Origin of the sequence: Dactylosporangium sp. NBC_01737, assembly GCF_035963215.1 — a bacterium.
Classification (GTDB): Bacteria; Actinomycetota; Actinomycetes; order Mycobacteriales; family Micromonosporaceae; genus Dactylosporangium.
Window position 1 is genome coordinate 5,249,393 of sequence record NZ_CP109153.1, and the last position, 13,144, is coordinate 5,262,536.

The window sequence follows — 13,144 nt, forward strand, 5'->3', positions numbered from 1 at the left end:
CCCAGCACATCCTCGGGCACAGGGCCAGGATCCGCCTCGAAGAGGGCGACTGGCCCGGTGCGGAGCACGACGCCCGTGCGGCGCTTGCCGAACGGGTCGCCGGTGGGGCCAGGTTCGTTGACGCGCTGGTGCCGCTCGGGCTGTTGCAGGCCCGCCGGGGTGACCCGGCCGCGGAGGCGACGTTGCGGGAGGCGGCGCAGCGCGGGTACGCCACCGTCGAGCTGCAGTGGACCGCGCAGGTCGCCGCCGCCCGCGCCGAGCACGCGTGGCTGCGCGGCGCGGACCAGGAGATCGCCGGTGATGCGGCCGGGCAGTACGAGCTCGCGGTCAAGGCCGCGCACCCGTGGTTCACCGGGGAGCTGGCGTTCTGGTTGTGGCAGGCGGGTGCGCTGGACGGGGTGCCGGCGGTGGTCGCCGAGCCGTACCGGCTGCTGCTGACCGGTGACTGGCGGGCCGCCGCCGGTGCGTGGCGGGCGTTGGGCTGCCCGTACCAGGAAGCCCTCGCGCTCGCATGCGGCGACGGGGACGACGCCTGGCTCGCGGCCCTTGCGCTGCTGGACGGGCTCGGCGCGCGGCAGGCCGCGCAGCGGGTCGCAGGCTGCGGGCCGGGGGCAACCCGCGGATCCCGCGCGGGCCGATCCGCGCCACGGCCGCGAACCCGGCGGGGCTCACCGCCCGACAGGTGGAGGTCCTCGGGCTGCTCGCCGAGGGGCTCACCGACGCCGAGATCGCCGCGCGGCTGTCGCTGTCGGCGAAGACGGTCGGCCATCACGTCTCGGCGGTGCTGGCGAAGCTCGACGCCGGCTCCCGCCACCAGGCCGTCGCCGCCGCCCGCCGGCTCGCGATCGTGCCCGGCGGAAACCCCGGCGGAAACCCCGGCGGAAACCCCGGCGGAAACCCCGGCGGAAACCCCGGCGGAAACCCCGGCGGAAACCTCAGCGGAAACCTCAGCGGAAACACAGACAGAAACGAAGGCAAAGATGGGGATCCCGGCAGCCACAACTAGGGACCGATCCCGATCCGGGCACCCCCACCCACGTCCTACCTTTTCGCTGATCGGAGCCCACCCCAAGGGCCCCGCCAGCGGAAGGAACACCCATGGACACCGCCATCGTCAAGCAACGCCAGCAGGCCGCCTGGGCCTCCGGCGACTACGCGGCCGTCGGTACGCGGCTGCTGCTCACCGCCGAGCTGCTGTGCGAGGCCGCCGACCTGCGCGCCGGTGAGCGCGTCCTCGACGTCGCGTGCGGCAACGGCAACGCGAGTCTCGCCGCGGCCCGCCGGTTCTGTCAGGTCGTCGGCGTCGACTACGTACCGGCGCTGCTGGAACGCGCACGCCGCCGCGCCGGCGCCGAGGGGCTCGAGGTGACCTTCCAGGAGGGTGACGCCGAGGCGCTGCCGTTCCCGGACGCGTCGTTCGACGCGGTCCTGTCCACGTGCGGTGCCATGTTCGCCCCCGACCAGGAGCAGACGGCGGCGGAGCTGCTGCGGGTCTGCCGGCCCGGCGGGCGGATCGGCATGGTCAACTGGACGCCGGACAGTTACGTCGCCGAGCTGTTCCGGGCCATCGGTCGGCAGGTGCCGCCGCCGCCCGGGCTGCGGCCGCCGGCGCAGTGGGGTGACGAGGGGCGGCTGCGGGAGCTGTTCGGGCCGGACGCCGGGATCACCGCGCCGCGCCGGGAGTTCCTGTGGCGGTTCCCGTCCGCCGAGCACCAGGCGGAGTTCTTCGCCACCTTCTACGGGCCGGTCACCAGGACCCTCGCGGCGCTCGACGAGGAGCGCGCGGCCACGCTGAAGGCCGAGATGGTCGAGATCGCCGAGCGGCACAACGTCGCCGGCGACGGCACGCTCGTGCTGCGGATGGACTACCTGGAGGCCGTCATCCGCAAGCCCGCGGACCGGTAGCGGTGACCACGGTGCGGGTCGCCGCCGTGCAGGCCGCCCCGGTGTTCCTGGACCTGGCAGCCAGCCTCGCCAAGGCAGTCACCCTGATCGGGGAGGCTGCGGCGAACGGCGCGCGGCTGGTCGTGTTCCCGGAGGCGTTCCTGCCCGCGTGGCCCGCCTGGGTCGACGAGGTGCTGCCGGGCGAGGACCGCGGGTGGCACCTGCGCCTGCTGGAGCAGTCGGTGGTCGTGCCGGGGCCGGTGACAGAGGCGCTCGGCGCGGCCGCCCGTGACGCCGGCGTCCACGTCGTGATGGGGGTCAACGAACGTGAGGAGCACGGTGGCACCGTGTACAACACGATCGTCTACCTCGACGACGAGGGCCGGCTGCTCGGCCGGCACCGCAAGCTCGTCCCGACCCACGCGGAGCGCCTGGTGTGGGGGATGGGTGACGGCTCCGACCTGCAGGTCCACCCGACGGCGCTCGGCCGGGTCGGCGGGCTGATCTGCTGGGAGAACCTCATGCCGTTGGCACGGTTCGCGGTGTACGCCCAGGGCGTCGACATCTGGGTCGCGCCGACGCTCGCCACGCACGAGCCGTGGGTGGCGAGCCTGCGGCACATCGCCCGGGAGGGCGCCTGTCACGTGATCGGGGTTGCACCGGCGGCGCGGTTCAGCGACGTACCCGATGACGTCCCGGACCGTGACCGGCTGTGGCGGGGCGAGGAACCGCACGGCGACTGGATGCTCGACGGCTACTCCGCGATCGTCGACCCGGCCGGGACCGTCCTCGCGGGCCCGCTGATCCGCGAGGAGGGCATCCTGTACGCCGACCTCGACCTCGACGACGGCCGCGCCCGCCGGCGGCTGTTCGACCCGGCCGGGCACTACAACCGTCCGGATGTGTTCCGGCTCGTCGTCGACGACCGCCCCAAACCGCACCTGGTCTCCCTCAATGCGGAGACCGGCGGGTGACGCAGGTCGCCGGCGGTCAACGGTGTCGTCCTCGCGCAGACGACCGGCTGGCCCGGGTCGAGGGGCGAGGCCGCGCCCTACGCGCCGCTGCGGCCGGGTGCTGCTCGGCGCGGGTGGCTACTGCATGGTGCTCGGCGCCGCCGGGCTGGTGCTGGCGTTTCGCTGACCTACTGCTTCAGGCCGACGGCGCCGTACATGGAGACCTCGGCCGGGGACGCGTGCTCGGCGGTCGCGGGCCGCCATTCGCTGATCGGCACCACGCCGGGCTCGATCAGCTGGAGGCCGTCGAAGAACCGGCCGAACGTGGCGCTGTCGCGCGGCCACGCGTCGACGAGGCCCTTCGCCAGCATCTGCTCGTACATGGCGGCGATCTGCGGCGGGACGAAGTCCTTCGTGGAGTTCGTCGCGACCAGGTAGCTGCCGGCGGGCACGGCGGCGAGGAGGTCCGCCACGACCTTGCGGGCGTGCTCGTCGTCGCGGATGAAGTGCAGCACCGCGTACAGCAGGATCGCCACCGGCTCACGCAGGTCGAGCGTCGTGTCCAGCTCGGCCGCCTCGAGGATCGCGACGGGGTCGTTGAGGTCGGCGTCGATGTAGTTGGTGGCGCCCTCCGGCGAGCCGATCATGAGCGCCCGGGCGTGCGCGAGGACCATCGGGTCGTTGTCGACGTAGACGACCCTGGCCTGCGGCGTGATCGCCTGCGCGACCTCGTGCGTGTTGTCCGGTGCGGGCAGGCCGGTGCCGATGTCCAGGAACTGCCGGATCCCGGCCTCGCGGGCGAGGAAGCGGATCGTGCGGTTGTGGAAGGCGCGGCCCTCCTGCGCGGCGATGCGGATCGCGGGATACGCCCCGGCGATGCGGTCACCGGAGTCGCGGTCGACCTGGAAGTGGTCCTTGCCGCCGAGCCAGTAGTTCCAGCGGCGGGCGGGGGACACGACGTTGGCGTCCAGCCGCGGGTCCTGCTGCGGGTGGTCCTGGTGGTGGCTCAGGTCGCTCGTCGGCACGGGGGGAGCCTCCCGGCAAGTCAAGATCCAGGTGGGGCGGCGCGCTGCCGCGTGTCGACGCAGCGACGCTCATCGTAGCGGCCCCCGTCACCGCGTGTCCCGCCCCGGCGGCGCCGCCTCAGCCGGCGGGATGGTCCCAGACCCGGGCGTGGCGTTCGAACACGGCCGGGTCGCTGTGCACCGGGATGACGCACAGCAGGTGCCCGCCGGGTGCGCGCAGGATCCTGCACTCCAGCCACCGGTCCACCTCGACGGCGCCGAGGGCGAGCAGCCGGGCGGTCTCCGCCGGCACGTCGTCGGTCTCGATGTCGATGTGGTACCGCGGCAGGTCGTGGACGGCCTGCACCGCCAGGACGAGGTCGTGCAGTGCGCCGGGCAGGGACGTGAACTGCGGCTCGTCCGGCGACGGGCGGGCCGGGACGCCGAGCGCCGCCGACCAGAACGCGGCGGCGGCGGGGGCGTCGGGCTCCGGCACGTCGATGAGGACGGTCGACAGGCGGCTGCGATGCATCGCAGCACCGTAACAGCGTCCGGTCGGGCGGGTGCCGGGCCGCGAAAGGAAATCATAAGGCGCCTGTACGGTGCCCTTGAGGTGCGGCGATTGACCTTGAAAGCGCTCTCTCCATAGCGTGGACTCGATCAATCCCGGACCCCCTTGGGAGCACCAGATGAGCACGTCCACCAGGCGGCGCTGGACCAGCCGCCCGCTGCCGGTCATCGCGGCCGCACTCGCGATCGCCGTCGCCGGTCTGGTCGCCACCACCGTCAACAACGCACCCGAGGCGTCTGCCGGCATCGGCAACCTCACGTGGTCCGACGAGTTCGACGGGCCCAGCGGCGCCGGGCCGGACGCGTCGAAGTGGAAGCACGACGTCGGCGGTGGCGGCTTCGGCAACAGCGAGCTGCAGTACTACACCGACGGCGCCGCCAACTCCGCGCTCGACGGCGCCGGTCACCTCGTCATCAGCGCCCGGAAGGAGAACCCGGGCAACTTCAGCTGCTGGTACGGCCGCTGCCAGTACACCTCCTCGCGGCTGCTGACCGCGGGCAAGTTCACGCAGAAGTACGGCCGGTTCGAGGCGCGCCTGAAGATCCCGCGCGGGCAGGGCCTGTGGCCGGCGTTCTGGATGCTCGGCGACGACATCGGCACCAACCCGTGGCCCGCCAGCGGCGAGATCGACATCATGGAGAACGTGGGCAAGGAGCCCGGCACCGTCCACGGCACCCTGCACGGCCCCGGGTACTCCGGCGGCAACCCGCTCACGGGCAGCACGACGCTGTCCGGCGGCCGCGCCCTCGCCGACGACTTCCACACCTTCGCCGTCGACTGGGCACCGGACTCCGTCACGTGGTACCTCGACGGCGCGCAGTACTTCCGCCGGACACCGGCCGACACGCGCGGCAACAAGTGGGTGTACGACCACCCGTTCTTCATGCTGCTCAACGTCGCTGTCGGCGGCAACTGGCCCGGCTCGCCGGACGGCAGCAGCACGTTCCCGCAGCAGATGGTCGTGGACTACGTGCGGGTCTTCGCCTACACCACCGGCACCACGACCCCGCCGCCCGCGACCGGCAACCGGATCACCGGCATCGGCGGCAAGTGCGTCGACGTCCAGTCGTCCAACACCGCAAACGGCACGCAGGTCCAGCTGTGGGACTGCAACGGCACCGGCGCCCAGCGGTGGTCCCGCCCCGGCGACGGCACGATCCGCGCCCTCGGCAAGTGCCTCGACGTCCTGGCCGCCAACCCGGCCAACGGCACGAAGGTGCAGCTGTACGACTGCAACGGCACCGCCGCCCAGAAGTGGACGGCGCAGGCCGACGGCACGGTGCGCGCCCTCGGCAAGTGCCTGGACGCCAAGGACGTCTCCTCGGCCAACGGCACCCCCTTGCAGCTGTGGGACTGCGCCGCCAGCACCAACCAGCGGTGGACCTTCGCCTGACCCCACCCGCCGCCCGCTGCCCGCCGCTCGGCCCTCTTCGGGCCGGGCGGCGGGCGCTGGGTGTGGCTCCGCTCACGGGGCGTCACGGCGCTGGACGCGGTGGTGTGCGGCCTCGAGAATGGAGGGGTAACGCCTACCGGGGGGAGGCGGCACGTGCCACGACCGTATTTCTCTTTGGACGCACCGGATTCCGGGTCTGCCGCGGTGCCTGATTCGATGGACTGGGATGCGCGGCGCGCGGCGGCGCAGGCCTCGTGGTCGCAGCGCCGGTCGGAGCGGCTGCGGGTCAGGGCGGAGTTCGCGGAGGCGCGTGCGCACGGGCTCGCGGCGCGCCATGCGACGAAGCTGACCCGGCTGCGCAACGCCCGGCTGCTAACCGACCTGGACGCTCCATCCCGCACCCCGCCGGCAACGCCGCTCGCGCGGGGCGGTCCGGCGCAGGACGCCGGGGTCTCGCGCGTGGTCGCGGGCCGCCGGCCGCCGCCGTGGTCAGGGGCCGTGCCGTGGTCAGGGGCCGTGCCGTGGTCAGGGGCCGGGCCGGCGCCGGGGTCAGGGGCGGGCCGGTTGCGGGGTCAGGAGGCCGGGCCGGTGGCGGGGTCGAGCGGCCGGTCGGGGGCCGGGGTCGTGTCGGTGAAGGCGGCGAGCGCGGCGGCCGGGTCGTCGGCGAAGCAGCGGACGGTCCGGACCTCGCAGGTGGCGCCGAGGGGGCGGACCGCGACGATCGGGGCGTTCAGTTCCAGGTGGAGGTTCGCCTGGGAGGACACGGCGACCGTGAGCACGTCGGCGGTGACGCGGACCGTGCCCTTCTCGTTGTAGGCGCGCACGCGCCGGACCGTGGCGATCTGGGCGCGGGGGATGCGCAGGTCGAAGAAGGCACCCGAGCGGATGCGGACCTCGGTGGCCGACACGACGTGAGGGCGGGTCACGCAGGACGCGATGATGGCGAGCGCGAGGAGGATCGAGTAGCCGTCGAGCACGATCAGCACGGCGCGGACGGCGGCGGGGGCGCCGACGGAGCGCAGGACGATGTCGATGACGACCAGTTCGACGACCATCGCGCCGAGGAAGACGACCAGTGCGGGCGCCTGCGCGCCGAAGTACGGCACGGGCACGGCGCCGGGCGGCACGCCGTGGCGGCGGCGGGTGAGCCACAGGGCCAGGCTGACCATGCCCTTCGTGTCGAAGCCCATGATCCGGCGGACCTGGACGGGGACGAGGTCCTCGTAGGCGGCGCGGGCCGCCCGGCGACGGTCGAGGCCGCGGCGGCGACCGGCGCGGAACAGGCGCAGCACCGCCACCGCCTCCAGGGCGAGCACCCCGAGCACGAGCGCCTCCACGACCGTCACGAGCAGGCGGGGCAACGGTGTCCCGGACACCAGCAGCACCACGAGCAGCAGCTCGGCGGGGACGGCGGCGAACAGTGCGGCGCGGGCGACTCGCAGCATCATGCACGCTCCCGCAGGGCGGTCAGCAGCAGCCGGAACACCTCGGCCTGCGCGGGGGACATCTCCACGGTCACGGTCTCCATCCAGCGGTCGGTCTCCGGTCCGGCGGCGGACATCGCCGTGGCCATGCCGTCGGGGAGGTGGGCGGCGAGGTCCTCGGCGAGTGCGGCGACCCGGGGGTCGCCGGGCTCGGCGGTGGCGAGGTCGTCGAGCCTGGCGTACAGGGCCTGGCAGCGTGACAGGGCGCCGGGTTCGGTGAGGGGGCGCAGGAGATCCGCGAAACCGGCCCGGGCCTCCTCGTCGGCGCCGGTGCCGATGAGCGTGAGCAGGTCGCGGTCCAGGGCGCCGAACGGGGAGTCGCCGGTCGGCAGGTCCCGCAGCACCGCGGCGAGGTCCGGCGACACGGTCGAGTCCGGGTTGAGGTCGGGGCGGGCCAGCAGCGCCGCGAGGCGGTCGCGCCGGGCAGCGATGGCGGCCTGCTGGCGGGCCAGGTCGGCGTCGAGGTCCAGCAGCACCTCCCGCAGTTCGCGGCCCTGGTCGTCGGCGAGCACGTCGCGGATCTCGTCGAGGGACAGGCCGAGCTCGGCGAGCCGCCGGACACGGGCGAGGACGACGGCGTCGCGCAGCCGGTATTCCCGGTATCCGTTGACGAGCCGGGCGGGCTCGGGCAGCAGGCCCAGGTGGTGGTAGTGGCGCACGGTGCGGGTGGACACCCCGACCAGCGCGGCGAGCTCACCGATCCGCATGGGTCCAGTAGAAACGTTGACGTTACGGCAAGGTCAAGCGACCGGCGGGTGAGTGGCCGGCGAGTGGGTGTCGAGCCAGGTGCGCAGCGCCCACCAGTACCGCAGCGTCTCCAGGACGGTCAGGTGCTGCTCGGCGTCACCGGGCGAGGGCGGCAGCCCGGTGATCTCCTGGAGGCGCCGCAGCCGGTAGCGCACGGTGTTGGGGTGCACGTGCAGCGCCGAGGCCGTCCGGTCCAGCCGCTGCCCGTGGTCGAGGTAGGCCAGCGCCGTGCAGGCGAGCTCCCGATGGAACTCGTCGGCCGGTCGCAACGCGGCGAGCAGGGTGCCGCTGAGCACCGCGGCGAGGCCTGGTTGCAGTGTCAGCGCGGTCTCGCCGGCGAGGCCGGCAACGGTGTGCACCCCGCGCCGGCCGAACCTGCGCGCCGCCCCCAGTGCGGCGACGCACAGCCCGTGGGCGGCGCCGGCCTCGGCGAGCGGCACAGCCGGGGAGACCACCACCAGGACCTCCGGGTCAACCGACCCCACACCCGCTGCCGCGCCCGTGCCCGAGGGCGATGCCGGCGCCGGGGGGCGGGAGGTCAGGCCGGCGAGGCGGCCGTCCACGGTGCCGAACAGGCCGCCGCGGGCCGACCAGTGCTGTTCCAGGGCGCGGGCGTGGGCCGGGTCGGACACGTCGGCCACCAGGCAGTGATACCGGCCGCCGGGGTGCAGGCGGAAGCGTCCCAGGTCGCCGGTGGGGTCGCCGCGCAGCAGGCTGCGGAGCAGGGCGGTGCGCTCGTCCCGGCCGCCGCGGGCCAGTTCCAGCTCCGCGGTCCGGTAGCCGGCGATGACGTGACGTTCCAGGGCGCCGGCGTACCGGTCGAACTCCAGCGCCGCGGAGAGCAGGACCTCGTCGCGGATGCCGGCGGCCCGGCCGCGGCCGACGGCGATCTCGAACGCGCGGGTGCGGCCGGCCTGCACGGCGCTGAGCAGGGCACTGAGCGGCACGCCCTGCGCGGCCCGGTCCGCGCCGAGGCGGGTGGCCTCGGTGAAGTCGTGCGCGCTGGGGTCGGTGAGGCGCTCGAACGCGGCGAGCCCGGCCGTCAGCAGCAGCGCGATGTGGCGGCGGTTCTCCTCGGCGGGGAGCCGGGCCACCTCCGCCGAGACCGACCGGGCCGCCTCGACGAGGTCGTCGACGACGCGGGGGTCGCCGGCCAGGTCCCGCAGCAACGGCACCAGCGACATCGGCTCCGCCTCCCAGGTGCGTTTGTGGGCGGCGCACAACGCCCGGGCCGGGCGTTGCACCCGGACACCTATCGATGGATGTGCGCCCCGGCTTTTCTGTTACCGCAAGGTAACATCGCTTCCGCCGTCAGGAGAGCCCCGTGACACTCCAGCGAGCCCGCCGCGCGCTCGTCGCCGGTCTCGTCGTCGCCGCCACCCTCGTCCCCGTCGCCGGTGCCGTACCCGCCGCCGCCACCACCCTCCAGCAGGTGATGTTCGTCGGCAACAACTGGGACGGCACCGTCGACGTCATCGCGCCCAGTGGCGGATACGCCGCCCTGGGCCGCATCAACGTGGTGCCCGACCGGACCCAGCGCCTCTGGGAGATCTACCTCAACCCGGTCAAGCTCGCCTTCTACCTCGGCGTCCAGCAGGGCCCCGGCGAGGGCCACGACCAGCTCGTCGACGACATGTACACCACGCCGGACGGCTCCGCGCTCGTGGTGTCCCGGCCCAGCTTCGCCGACGTGGTCGCGATCGACCTGCGCACCGGCGCGCTGCGGTGGCGCTTCCCGGTGTCGGGGTTCCGCGCCGACCACATGGCCGTCTCGCCGGACGGCACCCGGGTCGCCGTGTCGGCCTCCACGTCCAACACGGTGCACGTGCTGGACATCGCCACCGGCCGGCAGGCCGGTTCGTTCGGCACCGGCGACAAGCCGCACGAGAACGTGTACACCGCCGGCGGCCGGTACCTGTGGAACATGTCGATCGGCGAAGTAAACACCGCCCTGGACGACCCGTGGCTGGACTGGACGAAGGGCGACCGGCACATCACGGTCGTGGACACCGCGACGTTCCGGACGGCCAAGGTGATCGACATGCGCCAGCGCCTGGACGCGTTCGGCCGGTCCGACCTGTCCGACGCGGTGCGGCCCGCCGTGTTCACCCCCGACGAGTCGACGCTGTACTTCCAGGTGTCGTTCTTCAACGGCCTCGTCGAGTACGACGTGGCCGCCGACCGGATCACCCGGGTCGCGACGCTGCCGAAGAACCCGGCCACCAGCGAGGACCGCACCACGTGGGTGAACGACTCCCGCCACCACGGCCTGTCGATGAGCCCGGACGGCACCAGAGTGTGCGTGGCCGGCACAATGGACGACTACGCCACCGTCGTCGACCGCGCGAGCCTCACCCCTGCCGCCCTCGTGCCGGCGAGCAAGCCCTACTGGGCGACGGTCAGCGCCGACGGCCGTGACTGCGTGATCTCTGAGTCGGGCGCGGACCGGGTCACCGCGATCAGCTTCGCGACCGGGCTGAAGGTGGCCACGGTCGCGGTCGGCGACCACCCGCAGCGGATCCGCCTCGGCCGGATCGCCACCGGCTGGACTGCGCCCCACTGAGCCACCCCACGTCAAGCCGTGCCGCGCCGCGCGGTGCTGCGCGGCACCGCGCCGGGCCGTGCCGGGCCGTGCCGGGCCGTGCCGGGCCGTGCCGTGCCGGGCCGTGCCGGGCCGTGCCGGGCCGTGCCGTGCCGGGCCGTGCCGGGCCGTGCCGTGCCGGACCGTGCCGGGCCGTGCCGGACCGTGCCGGACCGTGCCGGACCGTGCCGCGCCGCGCCGCGCCGCGCCGCGCGGTGCTGCGCGGCACCGCACCGCGCCGGGCCGTGCCGGGGCCGTGCCGGGCCGTGCCGTGCCGCGCCGGGCCGTGCCGTGCCGGGCCGCGCCGGGCCGCGAGAACCGTGCCGGACCGCGCCGCGCCGCGCCGCGCCGCGCCGGACCGTGCCGGGCCGTGCCGGGCCGCGCCGTGCCGGGCCGTGCCGCGCCGCGCCGCGTCGGACCGTGCCGGGCCGTGCCGGGCCGCGCCGGGCCGTGCCGGGCCGTGCCGTGCCGGGCCGCGCCGCGCCGTGCCGCGCTGAGCCGGACCGCACTGGACCGGACCGGACCGCGCTGTGCCGGGCCGTGCTGCGTTGTGCCGGATCGCGCCGGGCAGTGCCCGCTGACATTGACAGCCGTCAGGAACGGCGGCTACCGTCACGGCTTAGGAATGCGCTTTCCTAAGGCGTGTACACCCCGACAGTGACCACTACCCGGTTGCTGGCATGCCGGAGTGGCGCATGGACCCGCCGCCGTCCCCTGCGGTCGCGCCGCCCTGCCCGGGTGCGTGCGGCCGTGGTCCTTCATGGCAAGAGAGGTCCGCAATGGACACACGATCGCCCTCACGCCGCAGGTGGTGGTCCGCCGGCGCCGCCGCGGCGCTGGCCGTCACCGGCGCCGTCGTCCTCGCACAGACGGCCGACGCCGCCACCGCGTTCAGCGCCGACTTCGAGGACGGCAGCATCAGTGGCTGGTCCAAGTCGGGCGGCACCTGGGCCGTGGCCACCGACGGCTCGCGCGTGGCGAACCAGTCCAACACCGGCAGCGAGAACGCCCGGCTCTTCAACGCCGCCAACTCCCTCACCGACTACACCGTCCAGGCCAGGGTGAAGCCGCTGAACCTCGGATCCGCAAGCACCGCCGGCTTCGCCGCACTGCTGGCCCGGGCCGGCAGCGCGACGAAGTACTACCGCCTGGCGCTGCTGCCCGGCAACCGCGTCCAGTTGCAGGCCGTCAACGGCGGCACCGTCACCGTGCTCGGCGGGGTGTCCCGCACGGTGGCGACCGGCACCTGGTACACCCTGGCGATCGAGGTCAGCGGCAGCACCGTGCGCGGCACCGTCGACGGCGCGACCGTCGCCACCGCGACCAGCACGGTGTCGGCGGCCGGGCGGATCGGGCTGCAGACGTCGTACGCGTCGGCGTCCTTCGACGACGTCAGCGTCACCACCGGCGGCACCACGCCGCCCAGCCCGAGCCCGTCGAGCCCGAGCCCCACCCCGAGCACGCCGCCGACGGGCACGCCCGGCAACGGCGCCGGACTCACCGGGTTCGCCACCCTGACCGGCTACGGCCGGGCCGGCACCAACGGCGGCAGCGGCGGGCCCACCGTCACCGTCACCACCTACGCGCAGCTCGCCGCCGCCGTCGCCGACGACGCGCCGAGGATCGTGCGGGTGTCCGGCACCATCACCGGTACCGGCGCCGACATGCTCGACGTCGGCTCCAACAAGACGATCATCGGGGCCGGCGCCACCGCCACGATCAGCGGCTTCGGCTTCGACGTCAACGGCTGGGGGCCCGAGGAGGTCGCCTGGGGCGGCGACCTGTGCGACCCGGCGGAAAAGGACAGCTTCACCCACGTGCAGAACGTCATCATCCGCAACCTGACGTTCCGCGCGTCCGCCGACGACTCGGTCAACGTGCAGTGCTACTCCCACCACGTGTGGGTCGACCACAACACGTTCCACCCCGCGGGTGACGGGTCCGTGGACGTGAAGCGCGGTTCGGACCTGGTGACCGTGTCGTACAACCGGTTCGTCGGCACCGACAAGACGATGCTGCTCGGGCACTCCGACGGCAACGGCGCCCAGGACAGCGGCTACCTGCACGTCACCTACCACCACAACTGGATGGACGGCTCCAACACCCGCCACCCGCGGGTCCGGTTCGGCTACGCCCACGTGTACGCCAACTACGTCGACGTCACCGACTACTTCCTCGGCCTCGGCGTCGGCGGCCAGATCTACGCCGAGGCCAACTACGTCAAGGGCGCCAAGACCATCACCCAGGACTTCGGCGACACCCGCCTGACGTGGACGGCGAGCAACTTCTACGACCCCGCCACCATCACCCGGGCGAACGACAGCGGCAAGACGCAGGATGACTGGCTGCGGGCCGACGGTTCGGTCGCTCCGCCGCCGTACAGCGTCGCGGCGGGCTCGGCGTCGGCCACCCCACCGGCCGCCGGCGCCGGCACCACCGGCGCGGACACCGTGCCGTAGGCCACCCACCGGCCGCCGCCGTGCCGGAGGTCAGCCAACTGGCTGCCGTGCCGTAGGCCACGTCGTGC

The 13,144-nt window shown here is 74.0% G+C and carries 12 protein-coding genes; 6 read left to right on the forward strand and 6 right to left on the reverse strand.

Features of this window, described 5'->3' with window-relative positions; translation table 11 throughout:
- Positions 1–511: 511 nt before the first annotated feature.
- From OHA72_RS64815 to OHA72_RS23695, 3 genes are all read left to right on the forward strand, one after another.
- On the forward strand, positions 512–1,006 hold the full coding sequence (locus OHA72_RS64815; RefSeq protein ID WP_442788739.1) for a response regulator transcription factor: 495 nt from the start codon (positions 512–514) through the stop codon (positions 1,004–1,006).
- A gap of 92 nt (positions 1,007–1,098) precedes the next feature.
- Positions 1,099–1,905: a class I SAM-dependent methyltransferase gene (locus OHA72_RS23690; protein WP_442788669.1), complete on the forward strand. Its 807-nt coding sequence runs from the start codon at positions 1,099–1,101 to the stop codon at positions 1,903–1,905.
- A gap of 2 nt (positions 1,906–1,907) precedes the next feature.
- A complete protein-coding gene (locus tag OHA72_RS23695) occupies positions 1,908–2,858 on the forward strand; it encodes a carbon-nitrogen hydrolase family protein (RefSeq protein ID WP_327009970.1) in 951 nt (316 codons plus the stop codon).
- 167 nt (positions 2,859–3,025) lie between these two features.
- Here the strand turns inward: OHA72_RS23695 and OHA72_RS23700 are convergent, their stop codons facing one another.
- Positions 3,026–3,862 carry an SAM-dependent methyltransferase gene (locus OHA72_RS23700; protein WP_327009971.1) on the reverse strand — a complete coding sequence of 279 codons (837 nt, stop codon included), beginning with the start codon at positions 3,860–3,862 and terminating at the stop codon, positions 3,026–3,028.
- 118 nt (positions 3,863–3,980) lie between these two features.
- Positions 3,981–4,373: a VOC family protein gene (locus OHA72_RS23705; RefSeq protein WP_327009972.1), complete on the reverse strand. Its 393-nt coding sequence runs from the start codon at positions 4,371–4,373 to the stop codon at positions 3,981–3,983.
- A gap of 157 nt (positions 4,374–4,530) precedes the next feature.
- Between OHA72_RS23705 and OHA72_RS23710 the strand changes: the two genes are divergently transcribed.
- Entirely contained in the window at positions 4,531–5,805 is a 1,275-nt protein-coding gene (locus OHA72_RS23710; RefSeq protein WP_327009973.1) for a family 16 glycosylhydrolase, read from the forward strand.
- A gap of 572 nt (positions 5,806–6,377) precedes the next feature.
- Here the strand turns inward: OHA72_RS23710 and OHA72_RS23715 are convergent.
- Genes OHA72_RS23715 through OHA72_RS23725 form a run of 3 tightly spaced genes read right to left on the reverse strand, consistent with a single transcriptional unit; the run spans position 6,378 to position 9,280 of the window.
- A complete protein-coding gene (locus tag OHA72_RS23715; RefSeq protein ID WP_327009974.1) occupies positions 6,378–7,253 on the reverse strand; it encodes a hypothetical protein in 876 nt (291 codons plus the stop codon).
- The gene (locus OHA72_RS23720; protein ID WP_327009975.1) at positions 7,250–7,996 is read right to left on the reverse strand and encodes a MerR family transcriptional regulator; all 747 of its coding nucleotides are present in this window, start codon (positions 7,994–7,996) and stop codon (positions 7,250–7,252) included. The genes OHA72_RS23715 and OHA72_RS23720 overlap by 4 nt, the downstream gene beginning before the upstream one ends.
- A gap of 33 nt (positions 7,997–8,029) precedes the next feature.
- On the reverse strand, positions 8,030–9,280 hold the full coding sequence (locus OHA72_RS23725) for a PucR family transcriptional regulator (RefSeq protein WP_327009976.1): 1,251 nt from the start codon (positions 9,278–9,280) through the stop codon (positions 8,030–8,032).
- A gap of 80 nt (positions 9,281–9,360) precedes the next feature.
- Here OHA72_RS23725 and OHA72_RS23730 point away from each other — a divergent pair, with 80 nt between their 5' ends.
- Positions 9,361–10,599 carry a YncE family protein gene (locus tag OHA72_RS23730; protein ID WP_442788670.1) on the forward strand — a complete coding sequence of 413 codons (1,239 nt, stop codon included), beginning with the start codon at positions 9,361–9,363 and terminating at the stop codon, positions 10,597–10,599.
- On the opposite strand, the gene OHA72_RS23735 is transcribed toward OHA72_RS23730, so the two are convergent.
- Complete coding sequence (locus tag OHA72_RS23735) at positions 10,496–11,233, reverse strand: hypothetical protein (RefSeq protein ID WP_442788671.1); 738 nt, start codon at positions 11,231–11,233, stop codon at positions 10,496–10,498. The genes OHA72_RS23730 and OHA72_RS23735 overlap by 104 nt on opposite strands.
- Before the next feature lie 163 nt (positions 11,234–11,396).
- Here OHA72_RS23735 and OHA72_RS23740 point away from each other — a divergent pair, with 163 nt between their 5' ends.
- Complete coding sequence (locus tag OHA72_RS23740) at positions 11,397–13,076, forward strand: pectate lyase family protein (protein WP_327009978.1); 1,680 nt, start codon at positions 11,397–11,399, stop codon at positions 13,074–13,076.
- The last annotated feature ends 68 nt before the right edge of the window (positions 13,077–13,144 follow it).